This is a genomic window from Longimicrobium terrae (assembly GCF_014202995.1).
Classification (GTDB): Bacteria; Gemmatimonadota; Gemmatimonadetes; order Longimicrobiales; family Longimicrobiaceae; genus Longimicrobium; species Longimicrobium terrae.
Map to the genome: position 1 here is coordinate 17,154 of NZ_JACHIA010000025.1, position 22,353 is coordinate 39,506.

At 65.3% G+C, this 22,353-nt stretch carries 22 protein-coding genes and 1 pseudogene; 8 read left to right on the forward strand and 15 right to left on the reverse strand.

Annotated elements, in window-relative coordinates; all coding sequences use genetic code 11:
• Nucleotides 1-21: 21 nt before the first annotated feature.
• From HNQ61_RS25095 to HNQ61_RS25125, 7 genes are all read right to left on the reverse strand, one after another.
• Nucleotides 22-2,067, reverse strand: coding sequence for a helicase-associated domain-containing protein (locus HNQ61_RS25095; protein WP_170038547.1), 2,046 nt, complete (start codon nucleotides 2,065-2,067; stop codon nucleotides 22-24).
• A 3-nt stretch (nucleotides 2,068-2,070) separates the two neighbouring features.
• Complete coding sequence (locus HNQ61_RS25100) at nucleotides 2,071-3,750, reverse strand: DNA repair helicase XPB (protein ID WP_170038545.1); 1,680 nt, start codon at nucleotides 3,748-3,750, stop codon at nucleotides 2,071-2,073.
• A gap of 434 nt (nucleotides 3,751-4,184) precedes the next feature.
• The gene (locus tag HNQ61_RS25105) at nucleotides 4,185-4,523 is read right to left on the reverse strand and encodes an MliC family protein (RefSeq protein WP_170038543.1); all 339 of its coding nucleotides are present in this window, start codon (nucleotides 4,521-4,523) and stop codon (nucleotides 4,185-4,187) included.
• Between the two features lie 135 nt (nucleotides 4,524-4,658).
• Entirely contained in the window at nucleotides 4,659-5,858 is a 1,200-nt protein-coding gene (locus tag HNQ61_RS25110; protein ID WP_221239730.1) for an RCC1 domain-containing protein, read from the reverse strand.
• A gap of 132 nt (nucleotides 5,859-5,990) precedes the next feature.
• On the reverse strand, nucleotides 5,991-6,350 hold the full coding sequence (locus HNQ61_RS25115) for an Imm7 family immunity protein (protein WP_170038539.1): 360 nt from the start codon (nucleotides 6,348-6,350) through the stop codon (nucleotides 5,991-5,993).
• A gap of 105 nt (nucleotides 6,351-6,455) precedes the next feature.
• Complete coding sequence (locus HNQ61_RS25120; RefSeq protein WP_170038537.1) at nucleotides 6,456-7,454, reverse strand: hypothetical protein; 999 nt, start codon at nucleotides 7,452-7,454, stop codon at nucleotides 6,456-6,458.
• A 462-nt stretch (nucleotides 7,455-7,916) separates the two neighbouring features.
• Nucleotides 7,917-8,384 carry a hypothetical protein gene (locus HNQ61_RS25125; RefSeq protein WP_170038535.1) on the reverse strand — a complete coding sequence of 156 codons (468 nt, stop codon included), beginning with the start codon at nucleotides 8,382-8,384 and terminating at the stop codon, nucleotides 7,917-7,919.
• Nucleotides 8,385-8,865: 481 nt separating this feature from the next.
• Here HNQ61_RS25125 and HNQ61_RS25130 point away from each other — a divergent pair, with 481 nt between their 5' ends.
• The gene (locus HNQ61_RS25130; protein ID WP_170038533.1) at nucleotides 8,866-9,471 is read left to right on the forward strand and encodes a tetratricopeptide repeat protein; all 606 of its coding nucleotides are present in this window, start codon (nucleotides 8,866-8,868) and stop codon (nucleotides 9,469-9,471) included.
• A 65-nt stretch (nucleotides 9,472-9,536) separates the two neighbouring features.
• On the opposite strand, the gene HNQ61_RS25135 is transcribed toward HNQ61_RS25130, so the two are convergent.
• From HNQ61_RS25135 to HNQ61_RS25150, 4 genes are all read right to left on the reverse strand, one after another.
• Nucleotides 9,537-9,845, reverse strand: coding sequence for a hypothetical protein (locus HNQ61_RS25135; protein WP_170038531.1), 309 nt, complete (start codon nucleotides 9,843-9,845; stop codon nucleotides 9,537-9,539).
• Between the two features lie 94 nt (nucleotides 9,846-9,939).
• On the reverse strand, nucleotides 9,940-10,692 hold the full coding sequence (locus HNQ61_RS25140) for a DUF2314 domain-containing protein (protein ID WP_170038529.1): 753 nt from the start codon (nucleotides 10,690-10,692) through the stop codon (nucleotides 9,940-9,942).
• A gap of 174 nt (nucleotides 10,693-10,866) precedes the next feature.
• Complete coding sequence (locus HNQ61_RS25145) at nucleotides 10,867-11,292, reverse strand: VOC family protein (RefSeq protein WP_170038527.1); 426 nt, start codon at nucleotides 11,290-11,292, stop codon at nucleotides 10,867-10,869.
• Between the two features lie 142 nt (nucleotides 11,293-11,434).
• A complete protein-coding gene (locus HNQ61_RS25150; protein ID WP_170038525.1) occupies nucleotides 11,435-12,241 on the reverse strand; it encodes an AraC family transcriptional regulator in 807 nt (268 codons plus the stop codon).
• A 147-nt stretch (nucleotides 12,242-12,388) separates the two neighbouring features.
• On the opposite strand from HNQ61_RS25150, the gene HNQ61_RS25155 reads away from it, so the two are divergent.
• A complete protein-coding gene (locus tag HNQ61_RS25155; protein WP_205762040.1) occupies nucleotides 12,389-13,222 on the forward strand; it encodes a methyltransferase domain-containing protein in 834 nt (277 codons plus the stop codon).
• Between the two features lie 195 nt (nucleotides 13,223-13,417).
• Nucleotides 13,418-14,899 (forward strand): metallophosphoesterase, encoded by a 1,482-nt coding sequence (locus HNQ61_RS25160; protein WP_170038521.1) that lies wholly within the window; start codon nucleotides 13,418-13,420, stop codon nucleotides 14,897-14,899.
• 282 nt (nucleotides 14,900-15,181) lie between these two features.
• Here the strand turns inward: HNQ61_RS25160 and HNQ61_RS25165 are convergent, their stop codons facing one another.
• Both HNQ61_RS25165 and HNQ61_RS29350 read right to left on the reverse strand, forming a co-directional pair.
• On the reverse strand, nucleotides 15,182-15,880 hold the full coding sequence (locus HNQ61_RS25165) for a YoaK family protein (protein WP_170038519.1): 699 nt from the start codon (nucleotides 15,878-15,880) through the stop codon (nucleotides 15,182-15,184).
• 132 nt (nucleotides 15,881-16,012) lie between these two features.
• Nucleotides 16,013-16,267, reverse strand: coding sequence for a helix-turn-helix domain-containing protein (locus tag HNQ61_RS29350; RefSeq protein WP_170038517.1), 255 nt, complete (start codon nucleotides 16,265-16,267; stop codon nucleotides 16,013-16,015).
• Between the two features lie 154 nt (nucleotides 16,268-16,421).
• Between HNQ61_RS29350 and HNQ61_RS25175 the strand changes: the two genes are divergently transcribed.
• The 5 genes and pseudogenes from HNQ61_RS25175 to HNQ61_RS29970 all read left to right on the forward strand — a co-directional run.
• Nucleotides 16,422-16,655, forward strand: coding sequence for a hypothetical protein (locus tag HNQ61_RS25175; RefSeq protein WP_170038515.1), 234 nt, complete (start codon nucleotides 16,422-16,424; stop codon nucleotides 16,653-16,655).
• Nucleotides 16,656-17,023: 368 nt separating this feature from the next.
• A complete protein-coding gene (locus HNQ61_RS25180) occupies nucleotides 17,024-17,815 on the forward strand; it encodes an AAA family ATPase (protein ID WP_205762038.1) in 792 nt (263 codons plus the stop codon).
• 136 nt (nucleotides 17,816-17,951) lie between these two features.
• Nucleotides 17,952-18,791 (forward strand): hypothetical protein, encoded by an 840-nt coding sequence (locus tag HNQ61_RS25185; protein WP_170038511.1) that lies wholly within the window; start codon nucleotides 17,952-17,954, stop codon nucleotides 18,789-18,791.
• A gap of 4 nt (nucleotides 18,792-18,795) precedes the next feature.
• Entirely contained in the window at nucleotides 18,796-20,415 is a 1,620-nt protein-coding gene (locus tag HNQ61_RS29925) for a S8 family peptidase (RefSeq protein WP_420845256.1), read from the forward strand.
• A gap of 201 nt (nucleotides 20,416-20,616) precedes the next feature.
• Nucleotides 20,617-20,740, forward strand: a pseudogene (locus HNQ61_RS29970) (carbamoyl phosphate synthase preATP-grasp domain-containing protein); the annotation flags it as partial.
• A gap of 17 nt (nucleotides 20,741-20,757) precedes the next feature.
• On the opposite strand, the gene HNQ61_RS25195 reads toward HNQ61_RS29970, so the two are convergent.
• Both HNQ61_RS25195 and HNQ61_RS29355 read right to left on the reverse strand, forming a co-directional pair.
• Nucleotides 20,758-21,267 carry a cysteine--tRNA ligase gene (locus HNQ61_RS25195; protein ID WP_205762035.1) on the reverse strand — a complete coding sequence of 170 codons (510 nt, stop codon included), beginning with the start codon at nucleotides 21,265-21,267 and terminating at the stop codon, nucleotides 20,758-20,760.
• The gene (locus HNQ61_RS29355) at nucleotides 21,267-22,322 is read right to left on the reverse strand and encodes an AAA family ATPase (protein ID WP_170038507.1); all 1,056 of its coding nucleotides are present in this window, start codon (nucleotides 22,320-22,322) and stop codon (nucleotides 21,267-21,269) included. The genes HNQ61_RS25195 and HNQ61_RS29355 overlap by 1 nt, the downstream gene beginning before the upstream one ends.
• Between the last annotated feature and the right edge of the window lie 31 nt (nucleotides 22,323-22,353).

Consider the following 22,353-nt stretch of genomic DNA (forward strand, 5'->3'; position numbering starts at 1 on the left):
GATGGCGAACGGGGATGAGCCTCAGCTCTGCACGAAGATCCCCAGCGCCCGGAGCTTCTTGGTGAGCGTGGCGATGAACCTGGGATCGCCGTCCAGGCGCAGCACGGTACGGGTGATGGCCGTCACCTGCTCGCCCCCCAGCGCGGCGACGCGCGCGGCGGTTTCGGTGTCGGGGCACTCCACCAGCACCGCGGGGCGGACGCGCACCCGGCGCGTGGCGCCAAACCAGTCCTTGATCTGGCGCGCCACGTTGGCCGGCACCGGCGTGCGCGACGCCGCGCCCAGCGTCTTGAGCATGGCGTCGGCCGCCAGCCCCTGTTCCGCCGCGCGCAGAACCGACGCGCGGGTGATGCGGAACAGCGTTCCCACCCCGCTGCCGGTGCGCTCGGCAAAACGCCCGAACTCCGCCTCCAGCCGCGGCGCGGGCGCAAGAAAGACGATCTCGAAGTCGGGCTTCACCAGCACGTCGCCCTCCGTGGGCGCGGCAAAGGAGAAGGTGTCCGTGGCGCCCAGCAGGTAGCGGCCCGCGTCCGTCAGCGTGAACGCGGTTCCGCCGGGGCCCCGGCCCAGACGCGCGCCGCCCAGCGGAACGAGGCGCTGCCGCAGAAACTCCAGCAGCACCTGCGCCCACACCTCTTCCCACGCTTCGCGGGTGGATGGCGACGCGCCGTACGAAGAGTTGCGGTGCCTGAGCGGCCCCGCCCGGTCCAGCAGCGGGTTCGCGGACTCGGCGTAATACTGGATGAACGGATCCGCCTCCACCCACTCCCCCGCGGGGATGGACAGGAACGCGGCGGCCAGCGACGTCCGCAGATCCACATCTTCAGCGACGCTGAACCCGAAGCGCGTGCCGAAGAAGTCCACCGATTCCGTGCCGATGCTCCAGTCGCCGGGGTTCCGCTGCGCCGAACCGCGCACCGCGTCCAGCACCTGCTTCAGCCGTTCCCCCTCGCCCAGCGCCAGCCACGCGCGCCCCGGCGGCAGCGCGGAAAGCTGGTACCGCTCGCTGGCCTTCTTCACCTCCGCGAAGTCCATGCGGGACAACGTATTCAGCGCGCCGGTGATGCGGAGTTCCGCCCGGCTTTCCACGTCCTCCGCGGGAGCCTCCACGTACGCGCCGGTCTGCACCCGCGCCAGCAGAAAGTCCTCCACCCACGCGGGCACGGGAAGCAGCCGCGCGGTAAGGGCGCGCAGGGTGCGCACGTACAGCCCGCCATCGCTGCCGCGCACGGGAAGGGGCTCCACGGCGGCGTCCACCAGCACCGTCGTCATGTCGGTCAGCCGGAATGGCGCGTCCCACGCCGCGCTCACCTCCACCGCGGACGGCGGAGACGGCGGCGGGCCCATCTTCCGGATGACGTTGGGCAGCAGCCCGATCCGCGCCTCCAGCGTCCGGTCATCCAGCGAAGCAAAGACGAGCAGGTACCGCAACCCCGCGGCAAGCGCGGCGGTCTGCGTCGACTGCACGGCATTCGGCAGAAGCGCGTCCAGCGTGCCCAGCGGCGCGCCGGCGGGACTCCCCGCGAGCGCTTCTACCAGTTCGCGGAGCGACCGGGCCACCGCGGGCGAGCCCAGGGGCTGCGCGTCCGTCGACTTCTGCCGCGCCTTTGCCCACCGCGCCGCGCCCGCGCCCGTCCCCGCGTCCAGAAAGGACTTCACCCAGTCCACCGACGAGGCGAGCGCGGCGATCTGGGAGTGGTCGGCCCAGTAGCGAAAGCCGCCCTGGGACGCAAACGCCTGCACCTCGGCAATCGTGAACTGGTCTTGCAGGTAGCGCTGCGGCAGCCGCCCTCCGGCCCCGCCCAGCGGCTGGGTGCGGTGCATGGCCCGCAGCGCCGACAGCAGCGGCCGCACTTCCGGCGCGTGGGGATAGTTGGTCCCGCGCGGCCCGGGGGGAAAGATCATCCCCTCCGCCACCAGTTCGTCCGCGGCGGCGCCCAGCGCGTCGGGGGAGATGGCGATGCCCGGGGTGATGCGCAGAAACGCGCGGCGCGCCTCCACCGACAGCCGCTCCCAGCGCGGCAGTTCGGCCAGAACCGCCTCCCAGTCCAGTTCAGCCAGCTTCATCCGTCAGATGTCCTTGGGGTCCGCGATGCGGTACGCGTAGCCCTGCTCGCACAGAAAGAGCTGGCGCTTGAGGGCGAACTCCTGCTCGGTGGTGTCGCGGCTCACCAGGGTGTAGAAGTGGGCCTGGTTGGCTCCCTTCTTAGGGCGGAGAATGCGTCCCAGCCGCTGCGCCTCCTCCTGCCGCGAGCCGAAGGTGCCGGACACCTGGATGGCGACCGCCGCGTCGGGAAGGTCCACCGCGAAGTTGGCCACCTTGCTCACCGCCAGCACCGGAATGCGCCCCTCGCGAAAGTCCTTGTAGATCACGTCGCGCTTGCGCTGCGCGGTGGTGCCGGTGAGCACGGGAATGCCCAGATCGCGCGCGATCCCCTCGATCTGCTCCACGTAGAGGCCGATGACCAGCGTGGGCTCGTCCGGGTGCCGCTCCAGGATGCGGCGGATGACCGCCAGCTTGTCGGGATTCTCGCTGGCGATGCGGAACTTGTCGCGCTGCTCGGCCACCGCGTACGGCATGCGCAGCGATTTGGGGAGCGGCACGCGCACCTCGGTGCACTCCGCCGTGGCGATCCACCCCTGTCCCTCCAGCACCTTCCACGGCACCTCGGCCTTCTTGGGGCCGATCAGGGCGAACACGTCGTCCTCGCGCCCGTCCTCGCGCACCAGCGTGGCGGTAAGCCCCAGCCGCCGCCGGGCCTGCAGCGCCGCCGTCACCTGAAACACCGGGGCGGGGAGCAGGTGCACCTCGTCGTACACGATCAATCCCCAGTCGCGCGTGTCGAACAGCTCCAGGTGCTTGAAGGCGGCATCCTTCTTGTCGCGATGGGTGAGCACCTGGTAGGTGGCCACGGTGACGGGGCGCACGTCCTTGGCCTGCCCCGTGTACTCGCCCACCTGGTCTTCGGTGAGCGTCGTCTTGTCGAGTACTTCGCGGATCCACTGCCGCACGGCCGTCACGCTGGTGGTCAGCACCAGCGTGGAGCTGCCGACGCGCGACATGCACTCCATCCCCACCACCGTCTTTCCCGCGCCGCAGGGGAGTACGACCACGCCGCTGCCGCCGCGCTCGCTGCCCCCGGCGTGAAAGGCGCCCGCCGCGTCTGACTGGTAGGTGCGCAGGGTGAAGGGCTCGCCCTCGCGCGTCACTTCGCGCATGGAGATGGGGAGCGGTTCGCCCGCGGTGTAGCCGGCCAGGTCTTCCGCGGGCCATCCCGCCTTGACCAGCGCCTGCTTCAGCCGGCCGCGCTCGGCGGAGGGGACGCGGAACGAGTCGGGCGACAGCCGCTCGCCCAGGTACGGCGCCACCCCGCGCACCCGGCCGATCTCTTCCGCCAGCTCCGGCTCATCGGCCGTAAGCGTCAGCCCCTCCGGGTCGCGGGAGATGCGCAGGCGGCCGTAGCGCGTGGCCGCGTCGCGGATGGACGCTTCCACCACGGGCGGAACGGGATACTTGGCGTACTCGCGCAGCGCGTCCACGATCTCGTCGGGCGGGGTGCCCGCGGCGCAGGCGTTCCATACCGACAGTGGCGTGATGCGGTAGGTGTGCACGTGCTCCGGCGACTTCACCAGTTCCGCGAACGGGGCGATGCGGTCGCGCGCCTCGGCGAAGCGGGGGCTGCCCACCTCGGCCAGCACGCTCTGGTCGCCCTGCACGATCAGGGGATTTTCCGGGCGGTACTCGCTCATTCGATTGCGGAAACGGCCGTGCGTCGTCGTGTGCGGGCGCGCGCGGGGCGCGGGACGGCGGAAGAGTAGCGGGCGCGCGGGCGGGATGAAAGTGCCCGCTGTGAACGCGGAGTTTGGATGCTGGCAGCGTACGAGGTCTTTTTCAGATTCACGGCCGGCAGGTTGGATCAAAGCGGGCCGGGTTGCTCGACACCTCTCATGTGATCCGGATGGTCCGCTTGGCGCCGGGCTGGGAGGCCCCTCCCCCGGCCCCTCCCCGTGCAAACTGCCGCACGGAGAGGGGAGAACTCACACCAGGAAATCCAGGTTTCGTGCAGATGAAGACTCAGGTCTGTCCGCGAGGCGTTTCGCTGCTGTTGCGGCAACTTCAGTTGCTCACGCCGGATGACAGCGCGCGCTTGGCGGATTCGCGGCAGGATTGGATACGCTGTGCGCTACCTGGCGGGGACGGAGCATTCCTCCAGCGGCTCCGACGCGGTCTGCTCCGGCCCGGCGAAGCGGCTCAGCCTGCCGGTGGAGCCCGGGCCCGAGCCGCGCGTCCACCACTCGTAGCCGCCGCCCGTGTACCGCGCGCCGCTGGCGGAAAGGGCGATGTTCATGGCGATGGTCGCTCCTTGGTAACGCACCCGCGCCGTGCTCTCGTCCGGATACGAAGCCGTCACCTCGCGCCCGCTCTCGCACTGGTACGCGACCCACGATGCGTCGCGCTGGGGAGCCGCGTTCAAGGTCGTCCGTGCGCATCCGGCGGGCACGATGGCGGTCAGTGCCGCCATCACGGCGACCCGGATCGCGATCGGGGATGCGCGCCCGGTGTTGTGGGCCGCATCCCAGAAACTCGCCTGTCCCACGGAGTGATCCGGCGCGCACCGCGTTCTCCCATCTGCGACCATCGCCCTGCGAATTGCCGGTCATCTAGCGCGCGCCTCCGGATGCGGGATCCGGCCCTGCACGTCGCCCTTCGGATCGCTGCCCCAGCAGAACAGATCGCCATCCATCGAAATCGCGCACTGCCCCCAATCTCCGGCGGCGGCGGACCGCCATCGGCCCTCCGCGTGCCAAGGACGAAGCACCCGGTCGCCGCCCCACGCGTACGCCGCGCCCCCGGGCGTCACGCCGATCATCTCGTAGACCGTGGGCAGCGTACCGCGGACCGCGGCGGTGATCCCGGAAAAGCGCTGCCCGCCCTCCACGCGCGCCGGCCGCAGGTTGCACCAGGTGCGGACGCTCCACCGCACGCACTGCTCACGCCCGGGACGCGGTACGGAATCGCGCGCCACGTCGCCGTAGCCGGCGGCGCCCCAGCAGTGCGCGGCCCCGGCATCATCCAGCCCGCAGGCCCAGTTGCCGATGGCGGCCACCTGCGCGAACCGCTCTGCCGCGGCGACGGGCCTCATCGCTTCCGCGGAATCGGCGCTCCCCGTTCCGCGCACGCCGAACACGGCTTCGCCGCGGCAGAAGGCCCGTCCGTCGCGCATGACCGCGCACAGCGTCCGCGCCTCGGGATCGCCATCCACCTGCGCGGAGGCCATCCCCGGCCACGGTTCCGTCATCCGGCCGGCGGCGCGGGCGCCGTCGCCCCAGCAGAGCGCCGCGCCATCCACATCCACCGCGCAGCGCGCCTTGAGGTTCACCCGGGTCAGCCGGCGCTCCGGCAGCAGCGGCTGGGGACGGACACTGCAAGCCGTCCCGTTCAGGCAACGGTCCGTGTACGCGTCCGCGTCGCCGATGGCCGCGCCCCAGCAGAAGCCGCGGCCCTCCGCGTCCACTCCGCAGGTGAGGTAGCGCCCGGCGGTGACCGATGCGAACCGCGTGTCGCCGCCCGCGCGCAGCGGCGCGGCGCTCGGAGTCATGTAGCAGTCCCGTCGGCCGCTCTCGCTCACCGTGCCGCACCGTTCGGGAGTGCGGAGGCCGAGTTGCGCCGTGTGATTGTTGCCGAAGCACCAGGCGCGGCCCTGCTCGTCCAGCGCACACACGTGATCGTCGCCCACGCTCACGGACGCCCACCGCACCTCCTGCGCGCGCGCGGGCCCGGCGAAAAGCAGGGTGATCAGGGCGAGCAGGAGCGGGACGATGGCGAGGCGGCGGGGTGGGGAAGACGGGCGGCGCACCATGCGGACTCCGATCAGGGGGAGGGCGGCGAGGCGCGCTGGTACCAGCTCGCGCGGACAAGGGTTCCGCGCAGGCCCTTTCTGGCGGAAACGGGCCGTTTGTCCATCACACGAGGAAGCGGGGCAGGGAGTTCAGGCAAGGCCCTCCAGGTACCTGTCCTCAAGTTCCTCGATGCGACCGAGGCTCATCCGCTGAACGCGAAAGTGGGTCTGGCCGTCCGCGTCCGGGTATTCGCTCCGAAGGTACAGCAGTCCATAACCGGAATGCGAGTGCTCGGCGATCCACCGGAACGTGTCCTCGACCTCCCATTCGCGGCGGTTCCGCAGCCCCGTCGCCACCACGTGCGTCTCGTTCAGCGTGGTGACGTGAAACGACTCGCGCACCGCCTCTGACAGCCCCGCGATCCGCGACCGCAGCGCGTCCAGCAGCGCGCCATCCGCCTCCAATCCGCCGTCCGCGGTCACGACCGCCCACAGATGGTATTCAAACACGGCTCAAAGTCTCGCGGGAGGATGATGAAACTGCGCGACCGGAGTCAGCGCGAACCCGGTCTGAGAAGTGGGGAGCGGAACGGGCCCGGGGTTCCCCGCGCCGCCTCATTCCCCGCGGATGAAGCGCTCCACTTCCTCGTTTGCCGACAGCAGCAGCTTCAGGTCGGACGTGCGCGCCTCGATCGCTTCGATCTCCGCCTGCCGCGCGCCGAATTCGCCCGGCAGGCTTTCCGGGATCGCATCCGCCGCGCTGCTGGATTCCAGCTCGATTTCCATCATCAGCTGCGTGCGGCGGTAGGCGTGCAGAAGCTTGTCATCCAGGGCGAGCTGCTCGTCCAGCAGCGGGAGCGCGCCGCGGATGCGATCCATGCGCGTCTGGTACAGGTCGGCGCCCACCTCCTGCATCTTGGCCTGCAGCCCCAGCAGCTTTTCGCGGATTTCCATCCGCTGGCGCCGGTCTGCCGTCACCTCCTGAATCCGCTGCTCCAGCCCCGACTTCTGCAGCAGAAGCTGCGTGGACCGGCCCAGCGCGGACTGCTGCGCCGCGCTGATGGCGTGCCGCGGCTTCAGCTTCTCCTGCAGAGTGTACGCGACGATGCCGGCCAGGAGCACCGACAGCAGCGCCGCGATGGTCCCCGACACGTCCAGCGCGGCGAGCGCGAACAGGGTGATGAGGCCGGCCGCCATCCCGCTGACGACGGAGCCAAAGAGCGTCGTCTGCCCCGGCTTGCCGATGACCACCTCCTTGCCGGTGGTCTGGTTGATGACGGCAATTGCATTCTCCGCGACATCGCCGCGCATGGCGTGAACGATGGCGAGCTTATCGTTCTTGTGGGCGATGAACCGGTCTTCGCGGCCGGGGATGCGCAGCGTGATGGTGCGCAGTCCCTCCGGCTGCGCGATGCGGAACTCGTACTCGCGCGAGGTGCGTGCGGCGCTCTGGTGCGTCTGCGCGGAATGCACGATCTCGCGGGAACCTCTGCTCTCCAGCCTGCCCGCCGTGATGTGGTACTTGAACCGGCAGTTGCCGCAAAAGAGCGTCTGCGTACCCGACGCCGCGAGTTCTCCCGCGGGGGTGTGGCAGACCGGGCAGTTGAAGATCATCAGAAATCGAGGTCGCGGAGCGTTCGTACACGATGAGGAGCCGGCATCCGCGCGGCCACGCCGTCGCGGGCGGATGACGGAACGGCCGCAGCGCGCCGGATGTTTCACTTCCCGCCCGCAACCGCTGGGGGATCCGGGGGCGCCACGATCCTCGGGAGGCGGGAAACGAAGGAGCCGCGGGATCGATGGACAGGCCATCTACGGCGCGCCTTTCCCAGCACGGCGGCGCAATGTCGCGGACATCATGAGCTTTGGACAAGACCCCGGCCAGACGTGGGGCGAAGCGGCCACGGGGCAGGGGAGGGCGGTCGGGCCGAACGTGGCGAGACGGGATGCGGGAGCGGCCGGGACGACGGATTGCTGATTTCTGGTGCCGTTTACGTCATCATCACCACGGAGAGCGCTTGCCGTGCGGGCGAGGCACCCATCCGCGATCGGATCAGGCTGGCTCGCGGACGCCCGTCATCTCCAGAACCGCCACCAGGGGCGAGCCGCCGCCGGCCGCGTGATCACGGGCGGTGCGCCCACCAGGTCGGCGGGGTCGGAGCCCGCGGCCAGGGCCTCCTGGACAGCCCGGAACTCGCTGCTCCACAGGGCTGCGCTCACCACCATCTCCCCAAGCTCCTGCCGGGCAATGATTTCCGTGGCCGCCCTGTGCGCGGCGGCATAGACTGGGTGATCCACCAGCCGGCCCGCGTCGCGCATCGTTCCGGCCGCGTCCATCGTGGCGTAGTCGGGCGAGAGCTGCGCGCCCGTGCCGTCCAGCAGCACGCGCCCAAAGGCCAGCGGCACGAACGCAATGATGTCGTCCATGATCTCGTCGGGAACGCGGTTGCTGCGCAATACCAGCCGCAACTCCGCCTCCTTGCCCGGCGGGATCAGGTGGAACGCGGGGAATGCCAGGTCCACGAACAGGGTGGGATCGTCCACGGTGTCGCTTCCGGTCGGGGGGGACGCGCGGGCGGGGCATGGTGCGCAGGATAAACAGCCGGGCTCCTTCCTCGAAAGAGCCCGGCACCATCATCTATCTCCGACAGATGATGTGCATCGCGGAGGGCGCGGCCCGATACTCGTCCCAGAAGCCGTCACCGCGCGTGCGTTGGTTCGTGGTCCGGGCCCGCGCGCCGAGGTGGAACACTGGGGACGTTCGCGGATCGACGGGCCGAGATCAACCTTCAACAGCTACCGGCGCCGGAAGCCGCCAGGGTCCGCGTGCGTCCTGTGTCCATGTCGGCCCGCGGAGGTCTGGTGCGGAGGAACGGGTCGTGCTGCGCACACGAGCGTTGGAATCGAGCCCATCTTGTGATCAACAGCCGGAAAGCCGCAAGTTGATCCGCGCTGATTCTGCATGCACCGGGGCGCGTGCGCTGCGTCACGCCCAGAACGCCATCCACGGACTGATGCCTGCCCGATGTCCACCAAACGTAAGATGCGCCGTAGCGGCAAGTCGCCGAACCAGCTCCTGGAGATTGTCCACGGATCCATGCGGGATACGGCGGTTGCGCGTCTGCCAAAGGAGATCCGGGATGCGCTGCCGCGGGTGCATGCCCTGGTTCAGGATGATCCCCGGTTAGCGATCGCGGAACTGCGGACGTGGATTGAGCGTGACCCCCTGCCGATGTTTTTCAACTGGCTCGGTACGGCCTACGGCGCGCTCGGAGACCTGCAGGCCATGGAGGATACCATCCGCGAAAACTATCGGCGGAATCCGCGGTACGTTTTTGCGCGCGTAAACTACGCCCAGCTCTGCCTCGACCAGCGAAACCTTGAGGGTGTGCGCGAGGCGTTGGGCGAGGGGTTCAACATCCTGGCTCTGCTCGGAGGCCGAAAGCGCATCCATGTGTCGGAACTCACGGGCTACCTGTACGTCGTCACGCGCTACCACCTGCAGACCGGAGATCGCGACGCTGCGGAGACGTCATTCAAGATCCTCATGGACGCTGCTCCCGATGCGCCCGCCACGGATGAACTCTGGCGCAGGCTGTACTCCAGTCCGCGCAGCTTGTTATTCGGCTGACGTACGCGAGCGGTCGCGCTGATTCCCTTCGGCGCCGGCTGTGACGCAGGGGCACCGTTCCCGCCTCACCGCAGATAGCCGAGCGAGCGCAGAAAGTACGTCGTGGCCTCAGCCCCGGTGGAGAAGCTGTGCGTGTCGGACTTGATGCCACGCTCCTGGGTATAAACCTCGTACCCGGAGCCGGTGTCCACGCAGTACCAACCATCGAGCGTGCGGTCCCTCCACTGCACGTCGCCGATGTCCCGGGTCAGGTCGCGCGCCTTCTGCCCGAAGCCGGGGACGCGCTCCCACAGTTCCTCGAAGCGCGATGCGTCGCCGTCCAGGTGCTCCGTGATCGCGCTCTGGAGATAGCGCTCCAGGTCTGTCGGTTCCATCACGATCGCTGGTCAGGGCAGGGCCGGTCAGGCTGATGGCCGGCATGGGCGAAAGCGCCGCGGCACGTGGAGTGGCGCGGCGCTCTGCACGTGATCACCGGCGAGACAGCAGGTCCACCACCGACTCCCAGCCAAGCGCGTTCGCGAGGTGCAGCGACGTCATGCCGTTCTCCGCCACCGCGTTCGCATCCGCCCCGGCGTCCAGCAGCACCTTGACCGTCGCCGCGTTCCCCGCGGATGCTTCCTGGTGCAGGAGCGTCCATCCGTGGTCGCCCGTCACGGACGCGAGCGAGGGGTTCTTCGCCAGGTGCTCCCTGAGCGACGCCGCCATCGTCTCATCCGCGGCGTGCGACTCGCCGCCGTGACCGGTGCGCACCCGGAGCGGATCGCCGAAGTTCAGGCCCCACGCGTCGTCGTGCTCCTGGCGTTCCGGCGCGCTCATCCGCGCGCGCAGCAGGTTGACCGTGTACGCGCCGTAGACGTTTCCGTCGATGGAGTACATCCAGTCGCTGATCCGGGCGAGCGGAACACGGGCCGTGTCGCCCTCCTGGATGGACGTCACCCAGTTCGGCTCGTTGAGCAGCACGCCGGTCACGAACTCGCCGTCGAACCCGATCTCGTCCAGCCACATGTACTCCGGCTCGCCCGGCTCTCCGGTGCCCGCATCCGGCCCGTCGCTGAAGGGCGCCTTGACGTAGGCCAGGTCCAGCGCGGGAACGATCCGCCGCTGATCCATCGCCACCTCCCGCCAGAAGTACCGGAACGAGGCGCGGGCCTGCTCGTACGCCCGCTGCATTTCCGGATCGCTGTCGTCGGCCATGAACACCGGGGACTGGTCGTCACTCATCTGGTTTCCTTGCGCGTTGGGTGGTCGCGGGACGGCCGACGATGCACCCCGCGATGTCCGGGCGCAAGTCACCCCGCACGGCCACCCTTGAGCCGCGCCATCCGCCGAGCGCACCCGGCCGACTCATCGCCCGCGCCCTCACGCGGTACGCAATGAGGGCGCGGGCGGCCGCCGTTACGCCTCCGCGCCCATCTGCGCGAAGCCGACGGTGTTGCCGCCCGGCTCGCGGACGTAGATCTCGCTGCTGCCGTAAAAGGTCTGGTGCCGGGGCTTTACCACCGGCGCTCCGTCCAGCGCGCGCTCCACCGCGTCCAGGTCGTCGACGCTGATGAAGAGGCCGATGGAGTGTCCGGTCAGGTCATCGTCCGAATCGGGCAGGTCGGCGACGGCGCTCGCCCGCGTCTGGTACATCACCTCGATCCCGTCGCGCGAAAGGATGGCGAACTGGAGCGCGCCGTCGGGCCCGGGCACCTCCGCATCGACGGTGAAGCCGAAGCGGTCCACCCAGAACGGAAGGCACGGCTCCACCGCGTCGACCAGGATGACGGGCGTGAGCTGCTTGAGGAGCGGGGCGGCGGACGGGGCGTGGTCGTTCTGCATCGAGTGATCTCCATGGATGAAAAAGGATGCCGGCCGCGGCGGATTCGGAGTGCGGTGCGCACCGGCACCTTCATGCTACACGGGAGCGCCGATCCGCGCTTGTACGAATCCGACACGGCCTGGAAGAGTGCGGCCGGTGGCGTCAGCCGGCAGGGTCCGGAGCAGGCGCGGAGGCCGCCCGCTCCCGCATCCACGCCGCGGGCGCGACGCCGGCCATCCGCGCGAACTCGCGGTTGAAGTGCGGCTGGTCGTAGTAGCCGGAATCGAGGGCGATGCGGCCCAGCGGCCGGTTCGGCGTGCGGCGCATGTGCGCCAGGGCCGTCCGGAACCGTGCGACGCGCGCCGCCTCCTTGGGCGAGAGCCCCACGCGGTCGTGAAACAGGCGCTGCAGGCGGCGCTCTCCGAACCCCATCTCTCCCGCCATCTGCCGCACGGTCAATGCGCCCGCGGTCTGCTCCAGCCGAGACCAGACGTGCGCCGCCGTCCCGTCGACATCCTCCGCGTGCCGGAGCCGGAGCAGAAGCTCCTGCTCCAGCAGCGCCATCCGCTCCTCCGCGGAATCCGCCGCGTGGATCCGGGATGCGGGCGCGCCCCATCGCTCCCCCAGCGCATCCACATCGACCGCGTGATCCGTCACCTCGCCGAGCGGAACGCGGAGGAAAGCGGATGCCCCGCCTGGCCGAAAACGTACGGCGAGCATGTCCACTCGCCCGGCCTGGTCTACCGTGACCGCGCGCGTCATCGCGCCCACCAGGTAGCTGCGCAGGGGGCGGCGATCGGTGGCGGGATGGTCGCCAAAGTCGAGAATGATGTCCACGCACCCGTCCGGCAGCACGCGGCTCCGCACCGGCGCGTCGATCGCCGCTTCCGAACGGAGAGTCCAGATGCAGTCGACGAAGGGGGCCAGAACGGCGGGCGGGGTGTGTTCCCGGTAGCGAGTCGCGGTCATGGAGGGGAATCTACCGCGCGCCGGATCAGCCCAGAAGACCGGAGCCGCGAAAACCCGGTGGTGGAGCCGGGCGCCGGGCGAGCCATGGCCGCGGGATCACGCGGCGGCGTATCTTCCGGCTTCGCCACTTCTTCCGGAGGAACACGGGTGCACACCGCCGTTCGACTCTGCTGGGCCGCCGTCGCGGCGCTCCTGGCACTCCCCCTGGCCGCGCAGCAGCCGCCCGGGATCGACGTACCCTACGTCACCACGCCACCCGAAGTGGTCGCGCAGATGCTCGCGCTCGCCAGGCCCACGCGCAACGACGTGCTGTACGACCTGGGCTCCGGGGATGGGCGCATCGTCATCGAGGCGGCGCGGCGGTTCGGCACGCGGGGGCTGGGCGTGGACATCGATCCGGTGCGGGTGGAGGAAGCCACCGATAACGCCCGCAGGCGCGGCGTGCAGGACCGGGTGCGCTTCCGCCGGCAGGACCTGTTCGCCACCGACCTTCGCCCGGCGAGCATCGTCACCCTGTACCTGCTCCCCAACCTGAACCTGGAGCTGCGGCCGAAGCTGTTTGAGCAGCTGCGCCCCGGCACCCGGGTGGTGTCGCACGCCTTTCACATGGGCGACTGGGCGCCGGACACGGTCGTGGCGGTGCGGGTGAACCAGGGCGTGGGCCGGGCGATGGTGTACGCCTGGACAATCCCGGCGCAGATAGCGGGGCGGTGGACGCTCACCACACCGGAGGGACGCCGGGTCACGCTGCAGCTGCGGCAGCAGTACCAGCGCTTCACCGGCCCCGGCGTGAGCGGACGCTTGGTGGGCGACCGGATCGACATCACCTTGACGGAACGGGTGAACGGGCGCCCGCTCACCCGCCGCCTCTCCGGCCGCGTTACCGGCGACGGGATGAGCGGCAGCGTCGCCGGCGGGGGAGCGTGGAGGGCTATGAGGGCGCCTGCCATCCGCTCCGCAACTTCAACTGCTCCTCGTTGAACAAATTTCTGAACCCCCATCGGAGGGCAGCCGCAGTTCACAGGGCTAAAATGGCTGACCTATCTACAAAACGGATCTGACCTTGTGAGTGCACTCCGCTACGAGTTCATGGGTGTCAAAAAGGTTGACTCTGGCCGCCATTCACCTTAATCGTGTGGGGTACATAGTTCCATTCCTTTCTACCATAGTATAATAATGAGAATAGCCACGACCATCACCCTCGTAGCACTGTCCGCCTGCGCGGAACCAGTTCTTACCCGCCCCGCTCCCGCACCGCTGCCGCCAACCCCAGGCAGTTATGAACTCAGGCTCGGGCTGATTTCTGATTCTCAACTCCAAACCCTAAAGGCTCCGGGGCAGATTGCTTTCTTGCGGCGGAGACTAGATGATCATCTCGTTGCCGTCGCACTTCGCCCGCCCGCAGTAGATATTGCAGGTCGATTCATGATGGAAGCGCAACTTGAGCACCTTTCGGATTCTGAGATCATCATCTACACCGGCGACGCGGCTAACAACGGGTGCGAGGATGAAATCACAGAAGCTTTTGAAGTTCTCTCAGCATTTCGAAGCCGAACTCGGGTACCGCTGTTTTTTGTAATCGGTAACCATGATTACCTAGGTGCGGGTAACACCTCAAACCTCAACCATCGGAATCCATTATGCGGTGAGGGAAACCGTCCATTGACCAAGTTGGATCTTATTCGACGTGCTCACGCGTTCAATCAAGAGAACCTCCCGCTGCTTGGCGTAGGTTCCAGTTTCGTGGACAGCTTCTCGGAACTCACAGTTGCATCTTGTGAGAACGCGAATGCTGGCAGGGGAATCGACCCGCAGGATCAACATCTGAAGCCTGGATGTTTCTTGAGCGGAGTCATTTCCCTTGAAAACGGTGAGCAGATTCTTCTGCTTGACTCATCCGACTACGCCGATGTAGAGCACCGGCCGACTGAGTTCCGGCGGCTCACGCGTGCAGAGTTCGCTGGTCTGCGCGGATCTGTATCCTTCCACGATAGCACGTCGCAAGGCGAGTGGCTCCGGAAGCACATGCCTGCGATTGCGCCGAAGATCAGGATCATTGCGTCTCATTACAACTTAGATGGGATGCGCTGGAACCTCTTGCTGTTCAAGCCGGGCACTCTGGTGGGGATCCCTAGCCAGTATCTAAATCCCGAGCCAGAGCTAGGAAATCACTGGGTATATGGTCACACGCATACGGCTCAGCCAACAACCGATTTGTATGATCCAGCACTTAAGTACTGTCGTCAAGGAATTTGTGAAGCGGCACTCCACGAAGAGGTTAACGTGGGTTCTACCACGGATTGGTGGCCCCACTCGGCAATTGCCTATGTTGGACGGTCCACGACAGTCGTGCCGTTTTATCTCGGCGAGAAATGCGGGACGTTCATGGATCTAATCAAGAAAGAAGCGGCGAACGCAGGAAGGCGTTACGGCATTGTCAACGGGCACGAACACGGAATCGTACTCTTTGGCCTGGATCGGAGCTATCAGCAGTACCGAGACGGCGAGCGTGACAGAGTGGCTGCCTACAACAATGCTCGGCTCTTGGCTGCAGAAGCTATTACGGCCGGCCATGCGGCTACCCTTAGTGATGCATGGGTGTGCCTTGGGTTTGTCGGCTCGTGGTACGAGAGAGTAGGCGGGCGACCCAGACTCTGACATGATGGCCTGTTCGCCGAGCCATCGTTGAACCCGAGAATCGAGGAGGTTGCACTCCGACGGATTAGTGTAAGAGGGACATTGTGAACGACCCTCAACTCTATCCGTGTTTTCATCAAAGTTGGGGTGCCCTGACGCTTGTTCATTGCCGCTCTGCGCTGTCGAGAGCTCCTTCGGGACAGCGCAGCGGGCCGTTTCGCCCGAGTCTTCCCGCTTGACCGCGCGCCGGAACTGCGCCGGCGCCGTGCGGCGCCTCCGACTGCCCCTCGATCCGTGGTCACGTTAGCTCCGGGCGGTCCGCCTCTGCAACCAGGCAAAGTACGTAGTACCAGCCGCCAGGCACCCGGCGGAGGCGAACGCCAGCGCGGTCACGCCGAACCGCCGAAAGGCAAGCGCGCCGGTCAGGCCGCCGGCGAAGAAGCCGGTCACGATGCCAAGCAGCATCACGAACTTCCAGGGGGGCACGCGGCGGTGGCGGATCCAGTGTCCCATCATCACCCCCAGGTCGGTGACGGTCCCGGTCACGTGGGTGGTACGGATGTCCAGCCCGCGGTAGCTGCTGCCCATGCCGTTCTGGATGCCGCACGCCATGGCCGCGAGCGCCACGCCGAGGGGGTTTCCGGCGCGCAGCAGCGCCACGGCGCCGGCAAGCACGCCGCCCTCCATCAGCAGTGCCAGGCCGTAGCGCCGTCCGGGCAGCAGCTTCTGGCCGCCGATCACAATCCCGGACACGACCGCGCCCACCAGAAACCCGCCGATGATGGAATCCACCACGATGAGGTCCGGGTGGTTGGAGGTCGTGAGATCGATGCTGAGGCGCGACACGGCCCCGCTCATGTGGCTCACGGGAACGTTGAAGAAGCCGAGTACCACCACGTTGATGTATCCGGCCATCCCCGCCAGCGACACGGCACCCGCGAACACCGGTCCCCGCTCAAAGGGCTTGGTGCGGTGCGGAACGTTGGTGCGGAGGTGCGGCATGGGGATCTGGCGGATGGGGGACGGCTCAGAGGGTGAGTGCATCATTCTCGCGGCTCAGCCCCGATCCCGCCATCGAAGATGCCTCCGCTGATCCGGTAGTCTCCCGGCGTGCTGTCGCCGGGATCGCGGCTCTCACGTCCGCTCCGCCGCGCGCCGGAGCTGCGCCGCCAGCTGCCGCAGCGCCTCCGACCGGCTCTCCAGCCCGTCCGCCAGCTGCACCAGGCTCCCCGGCCGCGGCGAGCGGATGCCGGTGATCCACGCGTGCAGCGCCGCGTAGCTCAGCCCCGCATCGCGCGCGAGCTGCGCCTGCGAAATCCCGCTCGCGTCCACGATATCGCGAACGAGCGCCTGTAGATCCTGCTCTTCCTTGCTCAGCGCGTCCTCCACAAATGTAAGCGGAAAGCCTTGACGATAAACGTCAATGATTTTAGCTTACGTTCAGCTGCCGGCCGTGGAGCTGGAACGCTCCGCAACGTATGTCGCGGACCGTCCGAGCCGCAACGGAAGCACTGGCTTTTGACTCGGGATGAGGAGGAGCGAGATGAGATCCGGACCTGCGTGCGACAAGCAACCGTCCCCGGCGCGCCTGCTGGAGATGCTGACGGACCGCTTCGGCGCCTTCGAGGCAATCGCGATGTCCTCCATCAAGCTCGCCCGCCACGTCCCGGAAGATGAACTCTCGATGGACTTGCTCGTGGCCGAAGCTATCCTTGAGTTCGGGGACGAATTACGCAAGGCGTCGAGGGTGGCGGCACACAAACAGAGTAGAATCTGACGTGAGTGGAGGTGTGTTACGCCACACCGTGGGAGATCGTTCTCCTTTCGACTGACAAGAACCAGTCGTCATCTCTGCGGAGAGGTCAGATCTCAGTTTGACGTCAAGGGTCGCACGACTGTAGATGGCGCATTAGACTTAGGGGTAGAGACGTCCGAACATCGCCCAGCAATCTTCCGATGCCACGCTCAGACTTGCTTCTGAACCTAGTTCGTGCCGCCAGCCGGGGCGATCAACTCGCATTCCATAAAGTCTTGGAGGCCGTTGTAGCGGATGAGCGGCGGAAGCAGCATCACGTATTAGCGGATCGCCTCGCGGAATACGTCGGTTCGAATGGGGTAGCGCGGCCTGCTCCATCGCGAGGGAGCGTGGTAGATGATCGGGTCCAAGGGCTGTTGTATGAGCAAACGCCTAAGCAGCGTTTCGATGACCTGATTCTCGCCGATACTGTTCGTACCGCGTGTATTGAGCTTGTCGAAGAGCAAAATCGCCGTGACCTGTTGCACTCCTATGGTTTGGATGCACGGAATCGGATACTACTCACTGGCCCTCCCGGCAATGGTAAGACATCCGTAGCCGAAGCATTTGCGACTGAGCTAGCGGTTCCTCTTCTAACCGTACGTTATGAGGGTTTGATCGGAAGCTATTTAGGTGAAACTTCCGCGCGCTTAAAGCTGCTTTTCGATCATGTACGTACTCAACACTGCGTACTGTTCTTCGACGAATTTGACACTGTTGGGAAAGAGCGGGGTGATCAGCACGAAACAGGGGAGATCAAGAGAGTAGTCAGTTCGCTACTTCTTCAGATTGATAGACTACCTCCTTACGTGATAGTTGTGACAGCGACCAACCATCCTGAGTTGCTTGATCGGGCAGTTTGGCGAAGATTTCAGCTGCGGATGAACTTCCCGCTCCCGACCCGCCAGCAACTTGAGCTCTGGTTTTGTAAGTTCGCGAAGGATTTTCCGTCTCCCCTGGGCTATGCGCCTCGCACACTTGCAGATAAGCTGCACGGGCTTAGTTTCGCAGAAGTGGAAGAGTTTGGGAGCGATATCTTGCGGCGATACGTTCTTGCCCTTCCTGCGGCCGACACTCCATCAATCATCCGTGAGCTTCTAGTGCAATGGAAGGCGCGGTCCATAGTTTATCCGTCCAAGTGATATGCCTGCAAAGCCAATACTGATCTTTCCTGACCCAGTGGTCGCTGCTAGACGCAACCGGAATCCCGGTCGCCCTACTGTGCAGTTTCCATCACCTCGCACGCAGAGGGATCGACTGCTTCCCCAGATTGAACGGTTGGAACAAGCCTTCGCGGCTGCTCGCGATGTGGCTATGTTGGGGAATGCTCAAGGTGTGGAGCCCGAGAAGGTGCTCGTCCTGGAGACAGTCGGGCGAGTAGAAGATTTTTTTCGCGCTCTTAGGGGACTAGCTGGGTTAGAGTGGTTGACTGAATGGGACGAGTATGATATTCCGCCCGAGCCGGACCTGTTTTTCGATCGTGAAAAGCCGGACAAGCAGCTCAGTGGTCGGCTCTACTTGCTGATGTCGAATCAGCAAGGAATGCGTGACCTGTTATCTCTTTGGCAGAAGTTCCGAGTTAATCCGGAAGACCCTGGCTTTGCATGGGGTAAGGGTCGGTGGCGCAATATGTTCCTTCAACTCCGCGAGATTCGTCCGTGGGACTTCAACGATCGGCTTTTTGAGACAGGTATAATCGAAGACTGGCAGGAGCGCTTAGCTGCCGGAGAAGAGCGGGTGAGAGTTGAGGTTGAGCTTTGGTTCCGGGGTAACCCACAGTTGCGACAGCGTGCGTCGAACAGCATCCGACAAGCTGCTGAAGAACTCGGCGGTGAGCTTATCTCGGAAGCCGTGATTGAAGGTATATCCTATCACGCACTGCTGTTGGAACTTCCGATTGAGCAAGTCGGGACGTTGCTGGAGGGCGGAAATGCACGCTTGGCATATGCCGATCAGGTGATGTACTTCCGCCCGGTGGGTCAGTCTGCCGTGCCAGCTTTGGAAGGCGAACCCGCTTCGTCAGATGGGCCTGAAGGCGATGTAGATGTTGCTGGTAGCCCTGTGATAGCCCTTCTGGACGGACTGCCTTCTCGAAAACCACCAATGGCTTGCCGGTAGGCTGATCGTCGACGATCCAGACGGATGGGCTGATTCTTACGAGCCGGCGCGGAGGGTTCACGGTACGGCTATGGCTTCGCTCATCCTGCATGGTGATCTAGAATCACCCGAACCTCCCCTCGGCAGGCCTCTTTATACGCGGCCGATCATGCGTCCTGATCGGCGCGGCTGGTACAATGCAGGGGAATGCATCCCGGAGGATGTACTTCCTCTTGACCTCTTCCATCGCGCGGTTCGAAGACTGTATGAGAAGGACGGCGATTTAGCTGGTGCGGCGCCGTCTGTACGCGTAATAAGTGTCTCGATCGGGGACCGCTCACGGCAGTTTGCCCTCACCATGAGTTCTTGGGCTCGCCTTCTGGACTACCTGGCGTGGAAGTATCAGATCTTGTTTATCGTTAGCGCCGGGAACCACGCCAGCGAAATTGTGCTCGATGTTCCCCGACGAGACTTCGATGCCTTACGTGGTGATCCGCAACGTTTGGAATCCGAGGTTCTGAAGGCCATCGTTTCGGGCGGGTGGAATCGAAGGCTTTTATCACCAGCTGAGGCGCTCAACGCACTTACCGTGGGTGCGGTTCATGACGACGTTGCACCCGTACCAGCTGTGGCGCACCGTACCAACCCGTATGTTACTGCTGGGCTACCAAGCCCATTCAACGCCACAGGTCCGGGATTCAGACGTTCAATGAAGCCCGAGGTGCTGTTTGCGGGCGGCCGGCAACTTTATAAGGAAAAGCCCGGAAATACGCACGCTGATTGCACTTTGGTGATCGACCAAGCGATCCTCGCTCCGGGTCACAAAGTCGCCACTCCGGGGCGACGCCCCGGGGACGTTACTGCTACAATTTACATGCGCGGCACCAGCAACGCGACCGCGCTTGCAGCCCGAACGGCGGGCTTGATTCACGATGTGTTGGACTCACTGCGAGAGGATACTCCGGAACAGGGGCTCGAGGACCGATTCACGGCTGTTCTATTGAAGGCACTGCTTGTCCACGGCGCACGTTGGGGCGCCAGTGCCGACGCTCTTCGGAGGTCACTTGGAACGGATAAGGATCTTCTCGCGCGCCTCCTAGGATACGGTCGACCCGATCCAACGCGAGTGTTCGAGTGCACCGATTTCAGGGGCACACTCATAGGCGCCAGTATGATTGGGGACGGCCAAGCCCACCGATACTCGGTGCCGCTTCTTCCGTCTCTCAGTGGACGCGCCGAGTGGCGCGCTCTGACTGTCACGCTCGCGTGGCTGAGCCCGGTAAACCACAAACACCGTGCATACAGGGGCGCCTCGCTGTGGTTCGAACCCTACGGGGCAGTTCGGGGGGATGGTGCATATGACGAGATGCTGAGCTTGGCGCGGACAGATGCCCCGTGGCAGTCAGTGAGGCGTGGTACGCTTCAGCATGAGGTTTTCGATGGCGCGCAAGCTACCGGCTTCGTTGATGGCGACGAGTTGAAGATCCAAGTCAACTGCGCAGCCGAGGCCGGTAGGCTCGACGTCCCTGTGCCATATGCTATTGCGGTGACGTTAGAAGTTGCACCAGAGGTTCAGATTCCAATCTATCAAGAGATCCGAGATCGAATCCGCGCCCGGGTCGCCGTGGGTGTAAGGACAACTTGAACGCGAGTTGGCTAGCGGGGCTTTCTAATCTTGTGGGCTCCCGTCATTGAACTCGCCCGGTAGCGCGGAAACGTCTTTCCCCCCGCCGTCCCGCATCCTATATTCCCGCCCCGACCGACAGCTTGTTCGGCACCCGCGCGCCGGCCCGTTCCTCACCGGAACCGGTCGGCGCTCGCGCAGCGCCCACACCGCACTGTAGCGATAGATCCTAGGCGCACCGAACTGCAGAGCATCCTGATCCTGGGTTCCGGGCCCATCCATCGGTCAGGCGGCCGAATTCGACTATTCGGGCACGCAGGCCGTCCGCGCGCAAAAGGGAGAGGGGTAGTCTTCTCGTGGCCTTCACTTCACGAGCCAGCGAACCCTGCCGAGGTCTGACCGACTGCAGATTACCGGGTGCGGGTCGATGGGCTTGGTAATCTGTTTCAACCTCTGGAGCACGTCTGCCGCATCTACGGCGCGGGGAAACAGCTTCGATGGCCGGGCGGTCTGCTCAAGGTGCAGTACGATTCGTAATCCATGAGCCCGTAGCGCCTTGTCGGCGAACGATTTCTCGTCGTCGTCGTTGGCGTTGAACCGAGCTGCGGCTAGTACAGCGAGGGAATCCCGCACTTTCAACGCGAACTCCTCCGCAAGCGGCAGAACCTTCTCTCGCGTTCGTTGTCGGAAATCTTTCACCTCGATCAACCACAAGCAGCGGCCTTGCGGCTCCGAGGCCACAATGTCAACGGACTTCGTACCCCCGCCGACATTGGTAAACTGGTTCCGATAGAAGCTCCAGCCGTCGAGCTTAGACACGGCCCACTCTGCCGGAAACTCGAATGTGAGATCTCCCTCCGTAATGTCGGGCATCAGGATCCCTCGGCAGCCAGATAGCGATCTGATTGTGCCAATTCTTCCTGAAGGGCATCGATCTCACCGATATCGTCCACGCTCATTCCCTGATCTACCCGCACACCATCCCTGCCCCGGTGCAGCCCGAAGAAGCACCTCGGCGTCGTTGCGAACTGGGGGGAATTCAGCAGGATGTCCAGCTCACGCATGAGAAACAGACTGTGGCTGGCAACAAAGACCTGTACGCCACCCGCGGCCAAGTGAAGTATGGTGCGAGCGATTCCTTTGATCACCTTGGGGTTCAGGTTGGCTTCCGGCTCGTCCCAGAAAAGGAGACCGCGGTCCACCAGCGAGCCCGTAGCGATCAGGCGCGCAACCATCGCCAGCTTCCGAAGCCCCTCCGCCACAAGGTGCATCTCCATATTCACCCCGCCAGCGTTCAGGTAGAACCGTCCCGCTTCGTCCATCTCAACTTTCCCGCCCATTACCTGCTCCAGCGGTTCCAACAACTCACGAATTCGTTTTTCTCGTGGTCCGCGGGCGAGGGGCGCGCCCAGAAGGATGCTCGTGTCACGCCACGTCGCTTCAAACGGCAGGCGAACGGTCTCGTAGATGGAAACGAACCCCGGTGCTAACGTTAGAAGTTCGCGCGTAGGGAGGTACACAGGTAGCTCGTCAATCCATCCTGAAGGCAAGCGCCTGACTGAGACTTCTGCTTTGCTGGTCGTGTTGAAGGCGAACTCTAACCCGTCGACAGGGTTGTCGAATACGCACGAAACCTCACACCTCTGCCGTCCACGCCGATCTCTGCGAGCTAACCGTCCTAGTTCATCCGGCCGGAACACGGCCGTCAGTTTGTCTGCAATCGCGAACTGTAGTTGTCCCTTGACTGCGGGGCCCGTGTCTATGTCCCGTCCCCCGCGCGCGGTGACATACGCAAGCGAATACGCGAGCTTCAAAAGATGCGTCTTGCCCGTCCCGTTCTCCCCGACGAGCATGTTCAGTCCGGGTGCGAAGTTCAGGTCAGCCGCTTTGAACGCTGTGAAGTTGCTCAGTGTCAGTGAACGAATCACCGGAACCGCTCCTTACGCCGTGGGGGATTCG